General features: G+C 64.3%; 22 protein-coding genes, 1 riboswitch and 1 other annotated feature. Of the genes, 17 read left to right on the forward strand and 5 right to left on the reverse strand.

Annotated features, from left to right (window positions below; all coding sequences use genetic code 11):
* Window positions 1-38 precede the first annotated feature (38 nt).
* From Q0897_RS00260 to arsH, 8 genes are all read left to right on the forward strand, one after another.
* Complete coding sequence (locus Q0897_RS00260) at window positions 39-593, forward strand: DUF305 domain-containing protein (protein WP_340140827.1); 555 nt, start codon at window positions 39-41, stop codon at window positions 591-593.
* Window positions 594-1,032: 439 nt separating this feature from the next.
* Window positions 1,033-2,204 (forward strand): IS3 family transposase gene (locus Q0897_RS00265; protein WP_299306855.1). Its coding sequence is split into 2 segments (ribosomal slippage): window positions 1,033-1,285 and window positions 1,285-2,204, totalling 1,173 coding nucleotides; the frame shifts between segments, so codons are not numbered across the junction.
* Window positions 2,205-2,299: 95 nt separating this feature from the next.
* Window positions 2,300-2,632 carry a metalloregulator ArsR/SmtB family transcription factor gene (locus Q0897_RS00270; RefSeq protein WP_039388519.1) on the forward strand — a complete coding sequence of 111 codons (333 nt, stop codon included), beginning with the start codon at window positions 2,300-2,302 and terminating at the stop codon, window positions 2,630-2,632.
* Window positions 2,632-3,162 (forward strand): arsenate reductase ArsC, encoded by a 531-nt coding sequence (locus Q0897_RS00275; protein WP_039388518.1) that lies wholly within the window; start codon window positions 2,632-2,634, stop codon window positions 3,160-3,162. Before Q0897_RS00270 ends, Q0897_RS00275 begins: the two co-directional genes overlap by 1 nt.
* Complete coding sequence (gene arsC / locus Q0897_RS00280; RefSeq protein ID WP_039388515.1) at window positions 3,163-3,591, forward strand: arsenate reductase (glutaredoxin); 429 nt, start codon at window positions 3,163-3,165, stop codon at window positions 3,589-3,591.
* Entirely contained in the window at window positions 3,591-4,877 is a 1,287-nt protein-coding gene (locus tag Q0897_RS00285) for an arsenic transporter (RefSeq protein WP_039388513.1), read from the forward strand. The genes arsC and Q0897_RS00285 overlap by 1 nt, the downstream gene beginning before the upstream one ends.
* A complete protein-coding gene (locus tag Q0897_RS00290; protein WP_039388511.1) occupies window positions 4,874-5,197 on the forward strand; it encodes a YnfA family protein in 324 nt (107 codons plus the stop codon). Before Q0897_RS00285 ends, Q0897_RS00290 begins: the two co-directional genes overlap by 4 nt.
* A gap of 23 nt (window positions 5,198-5,220) precedes the next feature.
* Window positions 5,221-5,967 (forward strand): arsenical resistance protein ArsH, encoded by a 747-nt coding sequence (gene arsH, locus Q0897_RS00295; protein ID WP_299306862.1) that lies wholly within the window; start codon window positions 5,221-5,223, stop codon window positions 5,965-5,967.
* 76 nt (window positions 5,968-6,043) lie between these two features.
* On the opposite strand, the gene Q0897_RS00300 is transcribed toward arsH, so the two are convergent.
* The 4 genes from Q0897_RS00300 to Q0897_RS00315 all read right to left on the reverse strand — a co-directional run bounded on the left by Q0897_RS00300 (window position 6,044) and on the right by Q0897_RS00315 (window position 9,267).
* A complete protein-coding gene (locus tag Q0897_RS00300; protein WP_052321957.1) occupies window positions 6,044-6,523 on the reverse strand; it encodes an NUDIX hydrolase in 480 nt (159 codons plus the stop codon).
* Between the two features lie 50 nt (window positions 6,524-6,573).
* A complete protein-coding gene (locus Q0897_RS16090) occupies window positions 6,574-6,771 on the reverse strand; it encodes a TraR/DksA C4-type zinc finger protein (protein ID WP_366519896.1) in 198 nt (65 codons plus the stop codon).
* Window positions 6,772-6,916: 145 nt separating this feature from the next.
* Window positions 6,917-7,783 carry a universal stress protein gene (locus tag Q0897_RS00310; RefSeq protein WP_242404743.1) on the reverse strand — a complete coding sequence of 289 codons (867 nt, stop codon included), beginning with the start codon at window positions 7,781-7,783 and terminating at the stop codon, window positions 6,917-6,919.
* Entirely contained in the window at window positions 7,783-9,267 is a 1,485-nt protein-coding gene (locus tag Q0897_RS00315; protein WP_299306867.1) for a SulP family inorganic anion transporter, read from the reverse strand. The genes Q0897_RS00310 and Q0897_RS00315 overlap by 1 nt, the downstream gene beginning before the upstream one ends.
* Window positions 9,268-9,359: 92 nt before the next feature.
* Window positions 9,360-9,413 (reverse strand) — a sequence feature (sul1 is cis-regulatory element that is thought to sense ions involved in sulfur or methionine metabolism; They are found in Alphaproteobacteria).
* A 573-nt stretch (window positions 9,414-9,986) separates the two neighbouring features.
* On the opposite strand from Q0897_RS00315, the gene Q0897_RS00320 reads away from it, so the two are divergent.
* Together Q0897_RS00320 and Q0897_RS00325 are read left to right on the forward strand one after the other, a co-directional pair.
* A complete protein-coding gene (locus tag Q0897_RS00320; RefSeq protein WP_366519886.1) occupies window positions 9,987-10,451 on the forward strand; it encodes a DUF2231 domain-containing protein in 465 nt (154 codons plus the stop codon).
* On the forward strand, window positions 10,448-11,800 hold the full coding sequence (locus tag Q0897_RS00325) for a sorbosone dehydrogenase family protein (RefSeq protein ID WP_299306870.1): 1,353 nt from the start codon (window positions 10,448-10,450) through the stop codon (window positions 11,798-11,800). The genes Q0897_RS00320 and Q0897_RS00325 overlap by 4 nt, the downstream gene beginning before the upstream one ends.
* Before the next feature lie 369 nt (window positions 11,801-12,169).
* Here the strand turns inward: Q0897_RS00325 and Q0897_RS00330 are convergent, their stop codons facing one another.
* Entirely contained in the window at window positions 12,170-14,374 is a 2,205-nt protein-coding gene (locus Q0897_RS00330; protein ID WP_299306873.1) for a CHRD domain-containing protein, read from the reverse strand.
* 503 nt (window positions 14,375-14,877) lie between these two features.
* On the opposite strand from Q0897_RS00330, the gene Q0897_RS00335 reads away from it, so the two are divergent.
* The 7 genes from Q0897_RS00335 to cobU all read left to right on the forward strand — a co-directional run bounded on the left by Q0897_RS00335 (window position 14,878) and on the right by cobU (window position 20,695).
* Window positions 14,878-15,402: a nuclear transport factor 2 family protein gene (locus tag Q0897_RS00335; RefSeq protein WP_299306875.1), complete on the forward strand. Its 525-nt coding sequence runs from the start codon at window positions 14,878-14,880 to the stop codon at window positions 15,400-15,402.
* Between the two features lie 387 nt (window positions 15,403-15,789).
* Window positions 15,790-16,443 carry a dienelactone hydrolase family protein gene (locus Q0897_RS00340; protein WP_299306877.1) on the forward strand — a complete coding sequence of 218 codons (654 nt, stop codon included), beginning with the start codon at window positions 15,790-15,792 and terminating at the stop codon, window positions 16,441-16,443.
* A 73-nt stretch (window positions 16,444-16,516) separates the two neighbouring features.
* Window positions 16,517-16,712, forward strand: a riboswitch (cobalamin riboswitch).
* 200 nt (window positions 16,713-16,912) lie between these two features.
* Window positions 16,913-17,929: a nicotinate-nucleotide--dimethylbenzimidazole phosphoribosyltransferase gene (cobT, locus tag Q0897_RS00345; RefSeq protein ID WP_299306878.1), complete on the forward strand. Its 1,017-nt coding sequence runs from the start codon at window positions 16,913-16,915 to the stop codon at window positions 17,927-17,929.
* Entirely contained in the window at window positions 17,926-18,492 is a 567-nt protein-coding gene (locus Q0897_RS00350; RefSeq protein ID WP_299306880.1) for a histidine phosphatase family protein, read from the forward strand. The genes cobT and Q0897_RS00350 overlap by 4 nt, the downstream gene beginning before the upstream one ends.
* Window positions 18,489-19,199 (forward strand): adenosylcobinamide-GDP ribazoletransferase, encoded by a 711-nt coding sequence (locus Q0897_RS00355; protein ID WP_299306882.1) that lies wholly within the window; start codon window positions 18,489-18,491, stop codon window positions 19,197-19,199. Before Q0897_RS00350 ends, Q0897_RS00355 begins: the two co-directional genes overlap by 4 nt.
* Entirely contained in the window at window positions 19,196-20,152 is a 957-nt protein-coding gene (locus Q0897_RS00360; RefSeq protein WP_299306883.1) for a threonine-phosphate decarboxylase, read from the forward strand. The genes Q0897_RS00355 and Q0897_RS00360 overlap by 4 nt, the downstream gene beginning before the upstream one ends.
* 36 nt (window positions 20,153-20,188) lie before the next feature.
* A complete protein-coding gene (gene cobU / locus Q0897_RS00365) occupies window positions 20,189-20,695 on the forward strand; it encodes a bifunctional adenosylcobinamide kinase/adenosylcobinamide-phosphate guanylyltransferase (protein WP_299306885.1) in 507 nt (168 codons plus the stop codon).
* Window positions 20,696-20,771: the final 76 nt, after the last annotated feature.

The following is a 20,771-nucleotide window of genomic DNA, read 5'->3' on the forward strand; positions in this document are numbered from 1 at the left end:
AGAACGGTGGTGGAGGCAACTACTGGCGCTTCATGGCGATGGTGGCGACGTCGACCGCGATCATGTTCGGCCTGATGTATCTAAACACATACGAGCTTGATCACGTGTTCTGGAGCGAGACGCGCTTCTGGATGACGTTCGTCATGGGCGGCATGATGATGATCGTCATGCTCCTCTTCATGTGGGGCATGTACAAGGACAAGACCAAGAACTTCATCATCCTGGGCGTAGGCGCGCTGGTCTTTGCGGTGGCGCTGTGGCTGGTCCGCAGCCAGGCGACCGTCAACGACGAAGAGTACATGTCGGCTATGATCCCTCACCATTCGATCGCAATCATGACGAGTGCGCGGGCTGAGATCACCGATCCGCGTGTTCGCAAGTTGGCGGACTCGATCATTGAGGCTCAGGTCAAAGAAATTGCAGAGATGAAGTTGCTGATCGAAGACATCGAAAGGAACGGTGAGATGGGCGACGGCACGCCACTCCCCGCGCGGACGACCGATCTCACACCAGAGCTATTGCAGAAAGCGGAACAGGCGGTCGAGCGTCCTATCAGCCCGGAGGTGCGCGACGAGGTTACGATGGGCCAATAGATGCTCCGGGCGTATTTATCCCGCAATTTATGGAAATGTGCATTTGCGGGATAAAAACGTGATCGGACGGCTGTGCGGAGATGGTTGGCTGACCGTTTTTGCGGATTTGCATCCGCGATGCCAAAGCTAGATAATTGCTGGTTCTGATTCCTGAAAAAGCTTCGTCGATGGCTGCTTAACTTTCTAAGGGGGACCCAGAAGGCTGGTCGCGCCCGATGCCGAGGCCCGTTACAAAGTCCGCATAAAATGTGAGGGCGACTATCTAATGACTGGTTCTGGACCGTCGACTGACAGTCCGGTCTTGTATTATAACCGGTTTGATCCGAGCATCGACGCTCTAGAATCAATCATCATTTGCGATAAACTGACCACAATTGACGTGACCCCCTGATTTTCCTCCACGAGCGATTAGAGTCTGGCCTTGAAGGAAGGACAGACGATGAAGCGTACGAGGTTTTCAGAAGAGCAGATTATCGGGGTGCTGAAGGAAGCGGAGGCGGGAGCCAAGACCGCTGACCTGGCCCGGCGGCACGGTGTATCTGAAGCGACGATCTACAACTGGAAGTCGAAGTATGGCGGGATGGAAGTGTCCGATGCCCGCCGACTGAAGGAGCTCGAGAGCGAGAACGCCAAGCTCAAGCGGCTGCTGGCCGATGCGATGCTGGACAAGGCTGCTCTGAAGGATCTTCTGGCAAAAAAGTTCTGACGCCCGCCGCGCAGCGGGAAGCTGTTGCTCATCTCCAGGTGTGCCACGGGATGAGCGAGCGGCGGGCGTGCCGTGTTATCGATGCTGATCGCAAAAGCGTGCGTTACCGTTCCACCCGGGACGATGATGCCGAGCTTCGCGAGAAGCTGCGCGAGCTGGCCAACCAGCGTCGCCGGTTCGGCTATCGCCGTCTGCATATCCTGCTGCGCCGGGAGGGGATCATGATCAACCGCAAGAAGACCCAGAGGCTCTACAAGGAAGAAGGGCTGGCAGTGAGGCGACGACGAAGCCGCAGGCGTGCTGTTGGCACAAGGGCACCTGCTCCGGTTCTGGCGCTGCCGAACCAGCGCTGGAGCCTGGACTTTGTTCACGACCAGATGGCTTCGGGAAGACGGTTCCGGGTGCTCAACGTGGTCGATGACGTGACCCGGGAGTGCCTGGCAGCGGTGCCGGACACCTCGATCTCTGGTCGCCGTGTCGTTCGCGAGCTGACCGCACTGATCGAACAGCGCGGCAAGCCCGGCATGATCGTCAGCGACAATGGCACCGAGCTCACCAGCAACGCTGTGCTGGCATGGTGCGGCGAGGTCGGCGTGGAGTGGCATTACATCGCGCCCGGAAGGCCGATGCAAAAGGCTTACGTCGAGAGCTTCAATGGCCGCATGCGCGACGAACTGCTCAACGAGACGCTGTTCTTGAGCATGACCCATGCCCGTGTCGAGATCGCGGCCTGGGTCGAAGACTACAATCGGGAGCGACCACACTCGTCTCTCGGTTACGCAACACCGGCGGCGTTCGCCGCTGAACTGGATAAGCAATGGCCTGCTTCGCTACGCCCTACGGGCTCCGCTACGCAGCCCATTGCTTCAACCGCGCTTATGCGCAAAACAACTGCCCGGCTCTAATCCCAGCTGGGGGAAAGCTGGGGGTCACGTCACAATCCATCGAAAAACCTCGATGGGAATTGACGGCCTCGCAATCCATCGATAATTGTCGATGAATGAAGTCGGCCTCAGCACTCGATGCACTTTCCGCGCTCGCGCACCCAACGCGGCTTGACGCGTTTCGTCGTCTCGTGCGCAGCGAGCCCGAAGGGCTTTCTACAGGCCAGCTTGTAGACGCCTCGGGTCTCACCCAAAGCACCTTCTCAAGCCATCTCGCGATCCTCGTCGGCGCTGGCCTCGTCTTGCCGGAAAAGCGGGGACGGCAGATGATCCAGCGCGCGAACATCGAGGTCCTGCGCGACCTGATGCTGTTTCTCGCCAAGGACTGCTGCGAGGGCCGCGCAGAGCTTTGCGAGCCGCTCGTGGCCGAACTCTCCCATTGTTGCTGATGGAGCCAACAGTGCCTAACCAGACTTATAGTGTCCTGTTCCTCTGCACGGGTAATTCGGCCCGCTCGATCTTGGGCGAAGCGTTGATGAACAAGATGGGCGGAGGTCGCTTCCGTGCCTACAGCGCGGGTAGCCAACCTAAGGGTGAAGTGCATCCGATGTCGCTCGAGGTGCTCGATAGCTTCGGCTATCCGACCGATGGCTTGCGCTCGAAGAACTGGAGCGAGTTCACCAAGCCCGGTGCACCCGAGTTCGATTTCATCTTCACCGTCTGCGACAACGCTGCGGGCGAGAGCTGCCCGGTATGGCCAGGCAAGCCGCTCACCGCGCATTGGGGCGTCGAGGATCCCGCAGCAGTCGAGGGCGATGGCCAGCGGCAGGCGTTCGTCGATGCGCTCAGCTATCTTAAACGCCGGATCGAACTCTTCCTGATGCTGCCGCTCCAGAGCATCGACGAAATGTCTGTGCGCAGCAAACTGGCCGCCATCGGCCGCGAAGAAGGCGCGAGCGCTAAGGCCCAGGAATCCTGAATGACCACCGATATCGTCATTTATCACAACCCCGAATGCGGGACCTCGCGCAACACGCTGGCGATGATCCGCAATGCCGGAATCGAGCCGCATGTCATCGAGTATCTGAAGACGCCACCTTCGCGCGCCATGCTCGAAAGCCTGATCGAGCGCGCCGGGCTCAGTCCCAGGGAGCTGCTGCGCGAAAAGGGCACACCTTATGCGGAACTGGGGCTCGGCGATGAGAGCCTGAGCGATACAGCGCTGGTGGACGCGATGATGGAGTACCCGATCCTCATCAACAGACCACTCGTCGATTCCCCGCTGGGCGTTCGCCTGTGCCGTCCGTCCGAAGCGGTGCTCGACATTATGCCAAGTCCCCAGCTGGGCGCCTTCACCAAGGAAGACGGCGAGCAGATCGTGGACGTGGCAGGCAAGCGTATCGCCTGATGCTGCTGGCGATCGCGATCTTCGTGGTCACCATCACGATGGTGATCTGGCAGCCGCGCGGGCTCGGAATCGGCTGGAGCGCGCTGGGCGGAGCATTGGTGGCCCTTGCCACCGGCGTCATCTCGCTCGCCGACATCCCGGTGGTGTGGGACATCATCTGGAATGCGACCGGCACGTTCGTCGCGGTGATCCTGATCAGCCTCATCCTAGATCGTGCCGGATTCTTCGAATGGGCGGCGCTCCATGTGGCGCGATGGGGGCGCGGCGATGGTCGCTGGCTGTTCGTGCTCGTGGTATTGCTGGGTGCAGGGGTAGCCGCGATCTTCGCCAATGATGGCGCGGCGCTGATCCTGACCCCGATCGTGATCGCGATGCTCAGGGCGCTAGGATACAACGCCAAAGCGACGCTGGCCTTTGTCATGGCGGCAGGGTTCATTGCCGATACGTCGAGCCTGCCGTTGGTCGTATCCAACCTCGTCAACATCGTGTCGGCCGATTTCTTCGACATCGGCTTCGGCGAGTATGCGCTGGTCATGGTGCCGGTGGACCTGGCCGCAATTGCCGCCACGCTGGCAGCGCTTCTGCTGTTCTTCCGCAAGGACATTCCGGCCAGCTACGACGTCGCACAGCTCCGCGCTCCGGCAGAAGCGATCCATGACCGGGCGACCTTCCGCGCCGGCTGGGTGGTGCTGGCCCTGCTGCTGATCGGGTTTTTCGTGCTAGATCCGCTCGGCGTGCCGATCAGCGCGGTCGCTGCCGTCGGCGCGCTGGCGCTCATCGCTATTGCTGCGCGCGGCCACGTCATTCCCACAGGCCAAGTCATCCGCGAAGCGCCTTGGCAGGTCGTGATCTTCTCGCTCGGCATGTATCTGGTCGTCTACGGCATGAGCAATGCGGGGCTTGCCACCGCGATTGCCGGACTATTGGAGCGCTCGGCCGAGGGCGGCATATGGGGCGCGGCCTTCGGAACAGGCATTCTGTCCGCGGTGCTATCCTCGGGCATGAACAACATGCCGACCGTCCTCGTCGGCGCGCTGTCGATCGATGCCACGAGTGCCACCGGCCCGGTTCGCGACGCCATGATCTACGCCAACGTCATCGGCTGCGACCTCGGGCCGAAGATCACCCCGATCGGTTCCCTCGCGACCCTGCTCTGGCTGCATGTTCTGGGACAGAAGGCCGTGAAGATCGGCTGGGGCTATTACTTCCGTGTCGGTATCACGCTTACGACGCCGATCCTGCTGGTGACCCTGGCGGCGCTCGCCCTACGGTTGAGCCTCGCATGAAGCTGTTCCTCGTCTATCCGCTCGCGGCGCTGTTCGAAATCGCCGGTTGCTTCGCATTCTGGGCCTGGTGGCGGCTGGAGAAGAGCCCCTTGTGGCTGCTTCCAGGTATGGTGTCGCTGGCCCTGTTCGCATGGCTTCTGACGCTCGTTCCGATTGACGCTGCAGGTCGCGCCTTCGCAGCTTATGGCGGGGTCTATGTTGCCGCGTCGCTGCTGTGGCTGTGGATTGTCGAAGGCACTGCGCCCGACCGGTGGGACTTCATCGGCGGCGCGGTCGTGCTCGCCGGCGCTGCCATCATCCTGTTCGGCCCGCGTGGCTGACGACCCGAATTCGGAGAATTTCCTTGTCCCGTCTGCGTCCCTTGCCCGATCCCGACACTTTCCCGGCGCTCGATCCGGCCTTCGTCCATGCCCGCCCTGCCGAAGGTCTCGGTGACGACCAGCCACCGCCGCGCATCCTGCTGCTTTACGGCTCTCTGCGGGAGCGCTCGTATTCGCGCCTCGCGGTCGAGGAAGCTGCCCGCTTGCTCCAGCTGTTCGGGGCAGAGACGCGCATCTTCGATCCCTCCGACCTGCCGCTGCCCGATCAGGTCGGCGGGGATGACCACCCCGCCGTCCACGAATTGCGCGAGCACGCCTTTTGGTCCGAGGGCATGGTGTGGTGCAGCCCGGAGCGGCACGGCCAGATCACCGGCATCATGAAGACCCAGATCGATCACCTGCCGCTCAGCATCGGGGGCATGCGACCGACCCAGGGGCGGACGCTGGCAGTCATGCAGGTGTCGGCCGGATCGCAGTCCTTCAATACCGTCAACACGCTGCGGCTGCTCGGGCGCTGGATGCGGATGTTCACCATCCCGAACCAGTCAAGCGTGCCGAAGGCATACGAGGAGTTCGACGAGGCGGGCCGCATGAAACCGTCCTCGCTCTACGACCGCATTGTCGATGTCATGGAGGAACTCGTTCGGTTCACAGTGCTACTACGCCCGCATGCCGAGCAACTCGTGGACCGCTATTCGGAGCGCAAGGAAGCTGGGAAGCTCAATGATCCCGAACAGGATATCTCGGCGAATGCATTACGTTCATCGTAGCAAGGCCGGTCGGCACCTGGCGATGCCAGTCTAGGCCTTTGCAACCATATTATGCGAAGGTCAGCAGAAGTCGCTTTCACCGACCGCTGGCGCGTTTTGCGATCTCGGCCATACACGCATCCATTACATCACGCTGAGGCTTAACGGGCAAGGCAGCACATGCGTCATTCGCGGGAAACCACTTCGCGTCCGCTACCTCCTCAGCCTGCAATCGGAGGGGAGTCTTCTTGCCGATCCGACACGAAAACATAACCGCGTCCTGTCCGTCATGGTCGAGGTTCCGTTTCGCCTTGTGCTCTGCGGAATAGACGAACCGATTGGTGACCGGTAATTCGGACAGGTCAGCTTCCAAACCTACGCCCAATTCCTCTGCCAGTTCACGACGCATGGCCTCGAGCGGGGACTCTCCGTCCTCAACCCCGCCGCCTGCGAGTGTCCATTCACCATCGCGGTATCCATGCGGGCGAACGAGCAGCACCTCACCGTCTTCGTTCAATACAACGGCCCGCACCTTGCGGCGCAGCCGTAATCCGTCGCTTTCGATATAGGCTGTCATGGCTGAAGAACTTGACAGGCTCTGGTAAAGCTACCGTGAACCGCCCCGCCTCAGGTATTCCCGGCAGCGCACTCGTGGCACTTTACCACCGTCGGATTGTTCCGCAGTCGGCCCTCGGCAATCTCGTCGCCGCATTCGATGCAATAACCGAACTCACCTTCCTCGATCCGCTGGAGAGCTGCCGCGATGCCTGCGCGTTCGACCTTGCGCCGGCGTTCCTGCGCCAGCGCCATTGCCTGCACCTGCATAGCATCGATGCGGGACAGGCGACCTACGCTCTCCTGGTCCAACGTGACTGGGTCGCGATCATTCGCGGAGATACGATCCTGCTCGTCTAGCTCGGCGAGCCTTTGCAGCAAGAGATTGCGGAACGTGGCAGGATCGATCGACACGTCAGCGCACCATCAGCACCGGGGCCTTGACCGTGCGAACCATTTCGGTGGTCGTGCTGCCCACGATCATGCGACGTATGGGCGAATGGCCATAGGCACCCATCAAAAGCAGCGAATGCTCGGAGGCGGCAACGACGCCAGGAATGACCTTTTCGGCCTTGTCCCGCTCCATCACGACGGTAACGGGGTGGTCGGAAGCGAATGCCGCTTCTGCCCTGGTCAGCATCTCACGCTGCGCTTCGCCATCCGCCTCTGCCATGACGATGGTGACCGGCAGACCGTCGAACAGCGGCGAGTTGGCCAGACGCTCCAGCGCGCGCTCTGCGGCGGGGCTGGCATCATAGGCGAAGACGATGTGCTTTGGTTCGGCATACTCGCGCGAGGCGACCAGCACCGGCTTCTCGCTCGCCCTCACCACGCGCTCGATCATCGAGCCGATATGGTCCGAGGCATATTCATGGCCGACGCCGCGCTTGCCGATCACCACCACCCGGGCGTGATCCTCGCGCTCCAAGATCGTCTCCACCACGCCGCCGTGGCGGTGCAATGTCGATACCTCGGTGACGCCCGCACCGCGCAGCAGTTGTTCGCCTGCTTGCAGCAACACGCGGCCTTTCTCGATTTCGGTGCGGCTGCCTTCTTCGGAAAGGCGCACAAGCTCCTCCATTAGGTCGCTCTTGACGCCCAGGCCAATCGCGCCGGACAGGTCCTTGCGCGCCGTGATGGCATCCTGCCGTTGGACGACGTGGAGCAGTTCGACCGGCAAGGACAGCCGCCTCGCTGCCCAACCGGCATAGCCGCAAACGCTGGTGGCGTAGGCCGACGCGTCGATCGCCGCGAGGACATTTTCCATTGCTTTCTCTCCCATCAGTGTCCTCCCAGCTGCGCTTCGGCGCCGGGCTTGTCATGGATAGCATAGCGCTCGATCATCGCGGCGCTTTCCTCGTTCAGCCCGCGCACCTCGACTGCCGTGCCCTCGCGGCGGAACTTGAGGATTGCCTTGTCGAGCGTTCCCACCGCCGAAATGTCCCAGAAGTGCGCGCGGCTGACGTCGATCACCACTCGGTCGAGCACTTCCTTGTAGTCGAAAGCTTCCACGAAGCGGTCCGAAGACGCGAAGAAGACCTGGCCCGCAATGTGGTAGGTCCGCGTCATGCCGTCGGCCGAGAGGTCGGTATCGACCGTGAAGAGCCGCTTCACCTTGCTGGCGAAGAACAGACCCGAAAGGATCACGCCTGCGAGCACGCCCTGCGCCAAATCATGCGTCCACACCACCACAACGACGGTGACGATCATCACGACCGACGATTGCCAGGGATTTGTTCGGATGTCCTTGATCGAGCGCCACGAGAAGGTTCCGATCGATACCATGATCATGACCGCGACCAGCGACGCCATCGGAATGATGGCGACCAGCGGGCCGAGCACAAGCAGCAGGAACAGCAGGAAGACGCCCGATACGAAGGTCGAGAGCCTTGTCTCGCCGCCCGACTTCACGTTAATGACCGACTGGCCGATCATAGCGCAGCCACCCATGCCTCCGAGGAAGCCGGTGAAGAAGTTGGCGATGCCCTGGCCCTTCATTTCCTGCTGCTTGTCGGACCCCGTATCGGTCAGATCGTCGACGATCTGGGCGGTCATCATGGACTCGAGCAGGCCCACCGCCGCCATCGTTGCCGAATACGGCAGGATGACCTGCAGCGTCTCAAGGGTAAACGGAACGTCGGGGATCAGCCACGACGGCAGCGACGAGGGCAGTTCGCCCATATCGCCTACGGTGCGCACATCCATGCCCATGTAGTAGACGACCGCTGTCAGGATGACGATTGCAACCAGCGGGGAGGGAACTGCCTTCGTAAGCCGCGGAAGGAGGTAAATCACCGCCAGCCCCGCGGCGACCAGCAAGTAGGTCAGCATCGACACGCCGGTGAGTTCCGGCAGCTGCGCGATGAAGATCAGGATCGCCAACGCGTTGACGAAGCCGGTAATCACAGAGCGCGACACATATTGCATCAGCAAGTGCAGCCGCAGGAAACCAGCGATGACCTGGATGATGCCCATCAGGATCGTGGCTGCGAAGAGGTATTCGACGCCGTATTGCTGGATCAGCGGCAGAACGAGAACCGCGATAGCTGCGGTGGCTGCCGAGATCATGCCCGGTCGTCCGCCTACGAGCGAGATGATGACCGCTATCGAGAACGACGCGTAAAGGCCGACCCTGGGATCGACCTCGGCAATGATGGAGAAGCCAATAGCTTCGGGAATGAGCGCAAGCGCAACGACGATGCCGGCGAGAATGTCCCGCCGGGGATTGGAAAGCCATTCACGCTTGAGCGTGGAAATATCGAACATGTGAACCCTAACACGACTCACACGACCGGCACGATGCGGGGAAGCATCGCTCAGCTGCGAACACTTTGTGCGGCCAGAATGCCGGTCTGAAAGGTTGTCCCGGGGATAGGCGCCGGGCCGAGCCACCCGGCGCGGCCGGGTCCGATGGATTAGTGGCCCGTAATGTTATAATCTAAATGTTGCAAGTGCGAAGGGGTGGGCCCTGAAGCTCGTGGAGCAAATAGGTCGCCCTGTACAGCGGACACCCAACCGCTCAGTTCGCATCTGTTTGATCGGAACAAAGGGCGGTTTGCGAGGTGAATTGACACGATCTCGAATGACCGAGATGGGCGCAAAGCGGACGTTGATTTACCTTGCAATCCGAAGCCGCTGTTACGATTCCGAGTCCTGAAAAAGGCATCGAACCAATGCATTAGATGATTTTTGGGGGCCTTTTGAGGGCTTTTTGAAGAAGGCCAAATTCATAACTCGCAGATAATGCGCGGAAAAATAGCTCGAATGTGATGCCTCTTCTGGCACCACTTCTGGTCAAAACTAGAAATATCGCCATTTTGCGAGCCGCCTTGGCGGCTCGGAGCGAGGACTCGCGGGTTTGCCTTCGATAGCGATCTGCGCGACCGATCCCCCTTTGCCGCGATGGAATGCCCATCGATGCCCGTCTCTTTTCGCCTGGCCACACGCCGGTCAGGAAACCTCCGTCGTTCCGCGCATTATAGAGGGTGGCCGTCTGGGCACAGGAGGACGATTTGAGAACGCATGCTACGCGGCCGGGTGCAGGTATCGCACCGTTGCACGGAATCTTGCTGGCGTTTCCGGTGGCGCTTTTCGCCGCCGCGCTCGTCACCGACATCACCTATCTCAACACCGCGGAGGTCCAGTGGACCAATTTCTCCCAGTGGTTGATCGCGGGGGCAGATCTGTTTTCCGGTCTCGTTCTCGCCTGGGCGCTGCTTGCCGTGTTTTTCGGTCGGTCCGGACAGGGCAGGGGGCGGCGCGTGTTCTATCTGATCGTCGTGGCGGTCATGTTCGTCCTGGGCGTGGTGAACGCGTTTCAACATGCGCGCGATGGCTGGCATTCGGTGGGTACGGTGGGGCTTGTCCTGTCGATCCTGTGTTCGGTGCTCGCGCTCGTCGCGGGCTGGCTCGCCTATGGGAGCGGGCGCGCGGTGGAGTATGGCCGATGAACCGTCTTCCCCTTCTGGCCCTTGCGGCGGCGCTCTCGCTCTCGGCGTGTCAGCGTTCGTCCGATCCCTCGCTCGACCAGACCGGCGCGCGGCCCGACCTCCCGACGCAGAATGATACGCTCGTGCCCGCGATGGAGATACCGACGCCCGAAGGTTGGGACGATGAATTGCCGACCGTTCCCGCCGGGTTTACCGTCACGCCGATCGCCCGCGATCTCAAAATCCCGCGGCAGACGCTCGTCCTGCCCAACGGCGATATCCTGGTGGCGGAGGGGTCCGGCGGCCATGCCCCGAAACTGCGGCCCAAGGATGTCATCGCCGGTTTGATCAAGAGCCGCGGCAAAAGCCCGGTCGAGGGGGGCGACCGCATCACGCTCCTGCGCGACAGCGACGGCGACGGGCGCACCGATCTGCAGACGGTTTTCATCGACGGGCTCGACGCGCCCTACGGCCTCGCCTTTGTCGACAACACGCTCTACGTCGCCAATCAGGGCAATCTGGTCAGCTTCCCCTATACCGAGGGGGCAACCAGCCTTCCCGGCCCCGGCACGGAGGTGACGAAACTTCCGTCCAGGATCAATCACCACTGGACCAAGGCGATGACCGCGAGCGCGGACGGATCGCGGCTCTATGTCGGCATCGGCTCCAACAGCAATGTCGGCGAGCGCGGGATGGACGTGGAGGAGGACCGCGCGGTGATCTGGGAAATCGACCGGGAAAGCGGGGCGAGCCGCATCTACGCCTCGGGCGTGCGCAATCCCACCGCGCTGGCCATCCATCCGCAGACAAACGCGCTCTGGACCGTGGCGAACGAACGTGACGAGTTGGGGCCGCAGCTCGTGCCTGATTACCTGACCTCGGTGCGGCGGGGGGCGTTCTATGGCTGGCCCTACAGCTATTACGGGCAGCATGTCGATCCGCGCGTGCGGCCGCAGCGGCCCGATCTCGTGCAAAAAGCGATCGCGCCGGATTATGCGCTGGGCTCGCATGTCGCGGCGCTCGGCGTGGATTTCGCGCGCGGCGGCGGTCTCGGCGGGGCCTTTGCCGAGGGCGCCTTCGTCGGCGAACACGGCAGCTGGAACCGGAGCGATCCGTCGGGATACAAGGTGGTGTTCGTGCCGTTTCGCAACGGACTCCCCTCCGGCAAGCCGGTCGATCTGCTCACCGGCTTTCTGAAGGATGGACATGCGCGCGGTCGACCGGTCGGCGTGACATTCGATGCGGCGCGCGGCGCGCTGCTGGTCGCCGACGACGTGTCGAACACGGTGTGGCGGATCGCGCCCGAACGACGCACGCGTCCGCCCGCAATGGCGGGCAACCGGCCGGACGCCGCCGCCGTGGCCCGCTGAACTCCGCATCGCTTCGGCGAGGCGACAGGCGCAACATAGAGCGCCGCACGTCGCCGACGGAAGGGCTGCCGCAGCGGCCTTGCCGGTGTTGGCGACCCAATCCGCGGGCGCGCTTACGCGCTTGCAGGTCGTCGCCTCTCCATCACGGAATAGGCCCGCGCCCGCCATCGCCCCCACTCACGGCAGTAAGCCCCACCGGATTGGCCGCCACATGCCGCATGCGCCAACCTGCGGCGGTGGTTCGCCCGCGCATGGAGGCCACGAAAAAGGGCGCCGCATTGCGCGGCGCCCTTTTCTTAGCGTCGATGCCGATGCGATCCGCGGGGAGGCGGGGCTAACCCGCCCCCGCGGCGCACCGTCATGGCGGGGTCAGGCGAACGAAGCGCTCGATGCCATGTCCATCTGCACATTGCCCTGCGCAAAGGCATCGATCATCATTTGAAGGTCGACCTGATCGAGCGCGGTAATCTCGTCCAGCGCGCCCGCGGCGACCGGCAAAGTCCCCTTGTAGCCCGCGGTACCGTCCGCTTCGCCGCCATTGCTGCCTTCGCCCTCGGCGAGCGATTTCCCGTGGAGCACGATTTCGCGCAGGTCGAGCATCGGGTCGGCACCGAGATCCTGTTCCGGCAGTTGGAAGCTCTGCGTGAAGGAGAGGTTTCCATTTTCATCCGCCGTCGGGAACTCGCCATCGCTCATCAGGCTGAGCAGGACGGGGCCGTAGCTTCCGGCTGCTTCCATCAGTTCGATGAAGCCATCGCCATCGTCGTCCACGTCCATCGTGGGCACCATCGATTCCATGACCGAGCCATCCTCACCCGGCATGAAGCCGTGGATATGCTGCGCATGGACCTGCCCTGCCTCGAGGCCGCTCGCCTGGATCGTGACGGTGATGGTGCCGGTATCCTCGTCAAAGCCAACAAGGCCGATCCCCGACACGCCCGATTCGTTGAGCGGGGTATAGGGCGTGAAGAAGAAGCGGTCGGCCTCCTCATACGCGTCCTCCCCGGTCAGCGCCGATGCGATCAGGCCGAATTCGCTGGCGAAATCGCCGTCCGCCCCGAATGCGTCGATGAGCGCGACGATACCGTCCCCGCCATCGGCATCCACTGCGTCGAGCGCACCCGCCGCCACGGGCAGCGTGGCTTTATAGCCCGCGGTGCCATCGGCCTCGCCGCCGTTCGAACCTTCGCCTGCCTCAAGCGTGAGCCCGTGCAGCACGAATTCCCGCAAGGCCAGCATCGGGTTCTCGCCCAGATCCTGTTCCGGCAGGGTGTAGGTCTGCGTAAAGGACAGCGAGCCATCGGCGTTCGCCGTCGGGAATTCGCCGTTTTCGGTCAGGCTGAGCAGGACCGGCCCGTAATCGCCGGCCGCCTCCATCAGCTCGATGAAGCCGTCGCCATCTGCATCGGAATCCAGCGTGGGCACCATGGATTCCATGACCGAGCCATCCTCGCCCGCCATGAAGCCATGGATATGCTGCGGATGGAGCTGATTCGCTTCCAGTCCTTCGGCCATGATCGTGACCGTCACCGTGCCGCTATCCGCGTCATAACCGGCGATCCCGACGCCCGACACGCCCGAACCGTTGAGCGCGGTAAATTCGGTCGCGAAGATATTCTCCGCATCGAGATACGCGTCGTCGCCCGTAAGGTTGAACGCGACTTGGTTGAGCAGCGTGTTATATTGCGCTTCCGTCGGACCTTCGTCGATGTCGTTGATGGTGATCGACACGTCCTGCGAATCGGTCGCGCCGTCGCTGTCGGTGGCGACGACGGTGATGTCGAAGCTGTCCATCATCTCGAAATCGGGCGAGGCGACAAAGCGCACTTCGCCGGTATCGCCATCGATGGTGAAGGCATCGGCGTCGTCGCCTTCAAGCGTGAAGGTGATGTCGTCGTTTTCGGGATCGGTCGCGGTGGCGGTATAGACGACCGTGTCGGTCGGCGTGTTTTCATCGACATCGATCGTCTCGGCGGAAGTGATCGTCGGCGCCTCGTTCACCGGCGGCGGCGGGATGTCGACATCGTTGTCGTCGTCATCGACAAGAAGATAGATACCCGCACCCACCGCGGCGATCCCGGCGATGGCGAGCAGGGTGCCCGATCCGTCGCCCATCCCGGCAAGGGCGGAGGCGCCTTCGCCATCCTCGCCCGGCGCGGCACGAACGGCCTCGGCATCGGCGGCGGCGATGGCGGCATCCACCTGAAAGCCCCAGTCCATCGATGCGCTTGCGGGCAGATCCTCGGCTGCGTCTTCGGCGCCTTCTTCGTCTTCGTCCTTTTCATCGTCGACGAAGGCGAGGACAGTCTGCGCCGGGGGGGCGGGCGTTTCGGCCGTCTCCGGCTCGGGCTGCGCGACGAGCCCGGCGGCGGCGAGCGCCGCGGTTTCGGCCTGACGATCCGCGGTGGGCGGGGCAAAGCTGTAATACGGGTTCGCGACGGGCGGCGTTGCCGGTTCGGCGGCACGCGTTTCGGGATTGGCGGACGGCGCGGCGCCCTGCTGCGGCGCGGGGCCGGTATCGGGCGCGGCGTTGCCCGCCATGGCGGCGGTCGTGGGCGTATCGGTGGACATCATGAATTCTCCCTTTGGTATACGCGCGCCTGGAACATCGGCGTGCGCGAACGGCTGTCGCGCATGCGAGCGCTTGCAAAAATGGCTGTGTGCGGGGCGATCGCGATGGAGCGAACGTGCCGTATGTGCCGGTTTTCAAATCGGTTTTACCGCGGCACGTATCGATCCCGATTGTCCCGAGAAGCCGTAGGACCAACCGGGCGTCGCGGGAAAAGGTCCGAACTTATTCCATAATCGGACCCGTATACGACGGGGCGAGGCAAACGCGGGGCAGGCCGATGGAATTAAAAGGATCGTTCGGGATCCGAGGGCGTATTGCGATGCCGTGTCGCACACATGGCGCGCGGGGAAATTGCCTGTCGGAACGGTGCGGCGCCCCCACGGCCAATCTTGGCGCAGATTGCCCCTCTCCAAAACTTCAGTCGCCCGGCGCGCGTGCAAGTGCGACCTACCCTCCCTGCGCGAAGGCCGATGTCCGGTGCCCTTGCGCAAGCGCGGAGAGATCAGTGACCGAACTTGCGACCTTGCTTGCCAAGGATGCCATCCGCGATCTGGCGGCGCGATATATGCGGGGTCAGGACCGGCTCGACCGATCGCTTCAACTTTCGACGTTCTGGCCGGATTCCACGACCGACTACGGTATCTTTACGGGCAGCGGGCCTGAATTCGTCGACTTTGCGCAGGACCTGCTCAAGGCGCATCTCGCGAATCAGCATATCATCAATCAGCATCTCATCGACTATGATCCGGACCGGCCCGATGTCGCGTTCGGGGAAGTGTATTACTATGCCTTCCATCGCATCGTGGAGGAAGGCGCGCCGTATGACATGCTGATCTGCGGCCGGTATCTCGACCGGTACGAGCGGCGCGGCGATGAGTGGCGCTTTGCCCACCGGACCGAGCTTGTCGACTGGGCCCGCAAGGATGCGGCGAGCGATGGCTTTCTCGCGACGGATCTTGCCGCCTGCGTGCTGGGCCGTCACGACATGCAGGACCGTTCCTATGACCGGGAGTGGCTTGAAAACGCCTGATCCGCCATTGGTGCGCTCGCGAAGCCGCGCCTTATCGGGGGGCGTGTGCATTTCTGCTGCTCATTGCGAAACATGGGCGGGGCGGGTGGATGGCACCGCATCCGCGCGGCATGATACGGGTCGAGGCGTCTCTCGGCGACTGCGATGGGTGGGTTGTGCGAGGGCCAAGGATTTGGCGCGGGGCAGGCACGCGGGTGGCCCCGGCCGGCCATCGTAAAGCTTGCAGAACCGATCGCGGGCGGGATCACCGGGGTGTGCCGCCACGCGCAATTTCGCGATGGGGTTCAGCATGCCGGCGGTCGGACCCATGTGGACTTCGCCCGCATGCTGCGCCATGGGCGGGGCCGTTCCGCCCGTTTCGTGGCGGAAGAGCGAGCGAGGCCTTTCATGTCGAAGATCGTCAATGGGAAAAGCTGTCAGCCCCTGTCGGGGGCGGCGCCGCGCCGGATCGTGCTTTTGCTGCACGGCTACGGCTCGAACGGGGCGGATCTTATCTCCATTGCGCCCATGTGGCAGCATGCCCTGCCCGACGCGCTTTTCCTGGCACCCGATGCGCCCAATCCCTGCGACATGGGCATGGGGTATCAATGGTGGCCGCTCGCCGACCTGTCGCCCGATGCGCTGGCACGCGGGGCGCAGAATGCGGCGGGCGCCGTCGATGACTTCATCACGCGAAAGCTCGCGCAATATGATTTGACCGAGGCGGATCTCGCCATTGTCGGGTTCAGCCAGGGCACGATGCTGGCGCTGCATATCGGGCCGCGCCGGTCGCGGCAGGTGGCCTCTATCGTGGGGTATTCGGGCATACTGACCGGCGCGGCGCAGCTTCGCGACGAGGCGGTGACGAAACCGCCGGTGCTGCTCGTGCATGGCGATGCCGATCCGGTGGTCCCCTTTGCCGCGATGGCGGATGCGGAAACCGCGCTCGCCGCGTGCGGCTTCGATGTCGCCAGCCACGCGGCGCCCGGCATCGGCCATTCGGTCGATCCCGAAGGGTTGCGTCTGGGCGCCGAATTCATCGCGCGGCATTTCGCGGACTGAGGCCGCATGGGCGGTGAAGGCCGCCCGATGCAGGCCGGGCATTTCACGCTTGCGCAACGACGGGGCGCGCCATATCCCGGCGGATGCGACAGGTTCCCCGCGCGGGGATTGAAAGGGAAGTCGGGTGAAAGCCCCGCGCTGCCCCTGCAACTGTAAGCGGAGAGCCATCGGGCCAGGCGCCATTGGGACGGTGTTTCATGTCCCGAGAAGGCGGCACGCATGGCATCGACCCGCAAGCCAGGAGACCTGCCGGTCGCGGTCGTTCTTCGTCCGGGCAGGGTGCCCCGGCCGAACGGGGCTCGCCTCGCGCAGCGACGGATGAAACCTGCCTCGTGCGTCGATGCCGCCCGGGGGCGCCGGGCCGTGCGAGGTGTCACGGCCATGCTCTCCCACGGTACGGTCACGCGGGGCGAACGCCGTGCGAGGACAATGCAATGACCGTTTCCGACATCAGGATGGGCGCCGTATCATGACCGGTTTTGCGACGCGGGACGCGTTTCACACCGCATTCGCCGCCATGCCCCGCCCGGATGCGGCGGCCATCGCGGCGGCACGGGCACGGCAGGCGCAGCTCACCAAGCCGGCCGGATCGCTCGGCAGGCTGGAGGAGATTGCGGTCTTCATCGCCGGGTGGCAGGGGCAGGCCCGGCCCCGGCTCGACCGGGTGCAGGCGGTGGTGTTCGCCGGCAATCACGGCGTCGCCGCACGCGGGGTCAGCGCCTTCCCCCCCGAAGTCACCACGCAGATGGTCGCCAATTTCAACGCAGGCGGCGCGGCGATCAACGCGCTCACCCAGGCATGCGGGGCGGAACTCTCGGTCGTGGACCTGACCGCAGAGGGACCGACCGCCGACATCTGCGAAGCCCCCGCGATGAACGAGGCGAAGTGCCTTGCCGCGCTGTCCGCCGGTGCGATGGCGGTCGATCCTGCGGCACAGCTGCTTTTCGTGGGCGAGATGGGCATCGGCAACACCACGCCTGCGGCGGCGATCTGTGCTTGCGGATTTGGCGAAGGGGCGGCGGAATGGGTCGGGCGCGGGACCGGCGTCGACGATGCGGCGCTGGCGCATAAACGGGCCACGGTGGACCGGGCGCTCGCCTTCCACCGCGCGCATTGCACCGATGGTTTCGAAACGCTGCGCCGGCTCGGCGGGCGGGAGATCGCGGCGATGGCGGGCGCGGTCCTGCGCGCGCGGCAGCTGCGTATCCCGGTGCTCGTCGACGGGTTCATCGCGGCGGCGGCGGTGCTGCCGCTTGCGCTTTCGCATCCCGACATGCTGGACCATTGCCTCGCCGCGCATCGTTCGGCGGAGGCGGCGCATGGCCGCCTGCTCGCGGCGCTGGGGCTGGATCCGTTGCTCGATCTCGGCATGCGGCTGGGCGAGGGGACGGGCGCTGCGCTCGCGGTCCCGATCGTGCGCGCGGCGGTGATGGCGCATAGTTCCATGGCAACCTTCGAGGAAGCCGCGGTCACGGATCGCGCATGACCGGGCAACGGCTCTATTTCATCCGGCATGGCCGGACCGTTGGGGCCGGGGCACTCATTGGCCATGCGGATCCCGCGCCGCTGGAATCGGGCACGGCGGCCTGCATGGAGAAGAGCGTGGGCCTCTACCTCGATGCGGTCATCTCGTCCGATCTCATGCGGGCGTGCCTCGCGGCGGAACGGATCGCGGCATGGCACGGCGTTGCGGTGCGGAGCGACCCGGACTGGCGCGAACTGCATTTCGGCGAATGGGAGGGGCAATCGCCAGCCGATCTCGACGATGCGGCGCTGGCGCGGTTCTGGGCCGATCCCGATGCCGATCCGCCGCCCGGCGGCGAACGCTGGTCCGCGCTGTGCGACCGAGTGACGCGCGCGTTGGGCCGGGTCGGGCCGGACACGCTGATCGTGGCGCATGCGGGATCGATCCGGGCGGCACTATGCCGGCTTTGCGGGTTCGGTTACGCGCAATCCTGGGCGATCGACCTGCCCTATGGCGTGCTGGTCACATTGGAGGTGCACCGGTTCGAGCCGGGCGGCGCCCGCATATTGGCGTTGCAGCCGTGAGATCCGCGATCATCGCCATACAATTCATGACCCGCATACCCATGCCCCGGGTCCGGATGGAGTCGGGTGATTTCGCCGCGTCGATGCGCTGGTTCCCGCTTGTCGGTATGATCGTCGGGGCGATGGTCTGGGGCGCGGCGGCGGCAGGGGCCATGGTGGACCCGATGCTGGGCGGGTTGCTCGCGCTGGTGATGTGGGTGGCGGTCACGGGCGCGCTGCATCTCGACGGGCTGGGCGACATCGCCGATGCGGCGGGTGGTGCGCATCGCGATCCGGCCCGCCTCGACGCCGTTCTTGCGGACCCGCATGCCGGGACTTTCGCGGTGACCGTCATCGCGCTTCAGCTGCTGGCCAAATTCGCGCTGCTCGTCCTGCTCCTGGAACGGGGGGCGGGCTGGCCGCTGCTCGCCGTGGCGGCGCTTGCGCGGCTGGGCACGTTGATGTGGAACCGGTTCCTCCCGCAGCGGGGGGCAGGGCTGGGGAGCCAGTTCGCCGCGGTTCGCCATGGGCCGGCGATGGTGGTGTGGAGCGTCGGGGGAATCATCGCTGCGTGGTTCGCGCCGCCGCTGCTCCTCGCGCCGGTGGTATGGGCGCTGTGGGCTGTGTGGCTGAAACGGCGGATTGGCGGGATTTCCGGTGACGGCCATGGCGCGGGTATCGAGCTGTGCGAGACGGCTATGTTGCTCGCGCTCGTGGTCGCGGGATGAGCGACGCCTTCGTCTGGCACGGTGGGCGTCTGGACGCGGCGCGCGCGCATTACGGCGACAGGCGCGAGGGATGGGTCGATCTGTCGACCGGGCTCAACCCCGTGCCGTGGCCGGTCGCGCGCGCGCCGGACTGGGACTGGGCGGCCTTGCCGTCGGTGGCGGCGCTCGCCGGGCTGGAGCAGGTGGCGGCCCGGTTTTTCGGGCTCGACCCCGCTCATCTCTGCGCCGTTCCGGGCAGCGAGATCGCCCTGCGGCTGCTCTCCGGAATCGTGCCGGGGCCGGGGCGCCATATCGCGCCCGCCTATCGCAGCCATGGCGCCGTTTTCCCGGCGAGCGACGGCGGCGGCACATTGCTGCTCGCCAATCCGAACAATCCCGACGGGCACTGCCGGTCCCGGGCAGAGATGGACGCTCTGCTCCACCAGCAGGAGCAGCAGGGCGAATGGCTCATCATCGACGAGGCCTTTGCCGATGCGCGGCCGGAACATAGCATGGCCGCCGCGGTGGCGGACGGGCGCCGGTTGATCGTGTTGCGGTCCTTTGGCAAGTTTTTCGGGCTGGGCGGGGTGCGGCTCGGCTTCGTGCTGGGGCCTGTGGCGGTGATCGCGGCCTATCGGCGGCGGCTGGGCGACTGGCCCGTTCATGCGGCTGCGCTCGCCATCGGGGCGGCGGCCTATGCCGATGGCGAATGGATCGCATCGGCGCGGGCGGATATTGATGCGCGGGCGGATCGTCTTGCGCGCCTGCTCCGGGGCCACGGGTTTGCACCGGTCGGCGATTGCCCGCTTTTTACATTGGTCGAGACGGATGCGGCGCCCGAATTGTTCGAGCGGCTTGCCCAAAATGGCGTGCTGACGCGGCGGTTCGATTATGCGCCGCGCTGGCTCCGCCTCGGCCTGCCGGGTGGGGAGGATCAATGGGAGAGGCTCGACGAGGCGCTGCGCGATGGATGAGGGAAGGGCGTCGATGAACTATTGCGGAGACCCACGATGAGCGCGCTTCTGGTGCTCGGCGGGGCGCGTTCGGGCAAGAGCCGCCACGCGCAGCTTTGGGCCGAGGGCACGCCGGGGCGCCTCGCCTATATCGCGACGGCGCAGGCGTTCGACGCCGAAATGACCGACCGCATCGCCCGGCATCGCCAGGATCGCGGCGAACGCTGGCATACTGTGGAGGCGCCACTCGACCTGTCGGGCGCCATCGGGCAGGCGGCGGTGCACCATGATGCGATCCTCGTCGATTGCCTGACATTGTGGCTGTCGAACTGCATGCTGGCGGAGCGGGATATCGACGCGGGCACTCGCGCGCTCGAACAGGCGATTGCAGCGTGCGACGTTCCCATCGCGCTGGTCGCGAACGAGGTCGGGCTTTCGATCGTGCCGGACAATGCGCTCGCCCGCCGGTTTCGCGACGAGGCCGGCCGCCTGAATCAGCGTATTGCCGCCATCGCGGACCATGTGGTTTTCGTCGCGGCGGGATTGCCTCTCCCCCTGAAATAGACATGCGCCGGATCATGCCTGCGCCCCTGCGGGAAATGCCCAGGGGGGTGGCGATCAAGCCTTAACCAATTGCCCC

The organism is uncultured Croceicoccus sp. (genome assembly GCF_947496385.1).
GTDB lineage: Bacteria > Pseudomonadota > Alphaproteobacteria > Sphingomonadales > Sphingomonadaceae > Croceicoccus.

Bases quoted from the DNA above. Each gene is read 5' to 3' on its own strand.
- Q0897_RS00260 (WP_340140827.1), top strand. From the start codon at position 39: ATGGTGGCGACGTCGACCGCGATCATGTTCGGCCTGATGTATCTAAAC.
- Q0897_RS00270 (WP_039388519.1), top strand. From the start codon at position 2,300: ATGAAGTCGGCCTCAGCACTCGATGCACTTTCCGCGCTCGCGCACCCA.
- Q0897_RS00275 (WP_039388518.1), top strand. From the start codon at position 2,632: ATGGAGCCAACAGTGCCTAACCAGACTTATAGTGTCCTGTTCCTCTGC.
- arsC (WP_039388515.1), top strand. From the start codon at position 3,163: ATGACCACCGATATCGTCATTTATCACAACCCCGAATGCGGGACCTCG.
- Q0897_RS00285 (WP_039388513.1), top strand. From the start codon at position 3,591: ATGCTGCTGGCGATCGCGATCTTCGTGGTCACCATCACGATGGTGATC.
- Q0897_RS00290 (WP_039388511.1), top strand. From the start codon at position 4,874: ATGAAGCTGTTCCTCGTCTATCCGCTCGCGGCGCTGTTCGAAATCGCC.
- Q0897_RS00300 (WP_052321957.1), bottom strand. From the start codon at position 6,523: ATGACAGCCTATATCGAAAGCGACGGATTACGGCTGCGCCGCAAGGTG.
- Q0897_RS16090 (WP_366519896.1), bottom strand. From the start codon at position 6,771: ATGCAGGTGCAGGCAATGGCGCTGGCGCAGGAACGCCGGCGCAAGGTC.
- Q0897_RS00310 (WP_242404743.1), bottom strand. From the start codon at position 7,783: ATGGGAGAGAAAGCAATGGAAAATGTCCTCGCGGCGATCGACGCGTCG.
- Q0897_RS00315 (WP_299306867.1), bottom strand. From the start codon at position 9,267: ATGTTCGATATTTCCACGCTCAAGCGTGAATGGCTTTCCAATCCCCGG.
- Q0897_RS00325 (WP_299306870.1), top strand. From the start codon at position 10,448: ATGAACCGTCTTCCCCTTCTGGCCCTTGCGGCGGCGCTCTCGCTCTCG.
- Q0897_RS00330 (WP_299306873.1), bottom strand. From the start codon at position 14,374: ATGATGTCCACCGATACGCCCACGACCGCCGCCATGGCGGGCAACGCC.
- Q0897_RS00340 (WP_299306877.1), top strand. From the start codon at position 15,790: ATGTCGAAGATCGTCAATGGGAAAAGCTGTCAGCCCCTGTCGGGGGCG.
- cobT (WP_299306878.1), top strand. From the start codon at position 16,913: ATGACCGGTTTTGCGACGCGGGACGCGTTTCACACCGCATTCGCCGCC.
- Q0897_RS00350 (WP_299306880.1), top strand. From the start codon at position 17,926: ATGACCGGGCAACGGCTCTATTTCATCCGGCATGGCCGGACCGTTGGG.
- Q0897_RS00360 (WP_299306883.1), top strand. From the start codon at position 19,196: ATGAGCGACGCCTTCGTCTGGCACGGTGGGCGTCTGGACGCGGCGCGC.
- cobU (WP_299306885.1), top strand. From the start codon at position 20,189: ATGAGCGCGCTTCTGGTGCTCGGCGGGGCGCGTTCGGGCAAGAGCCGC.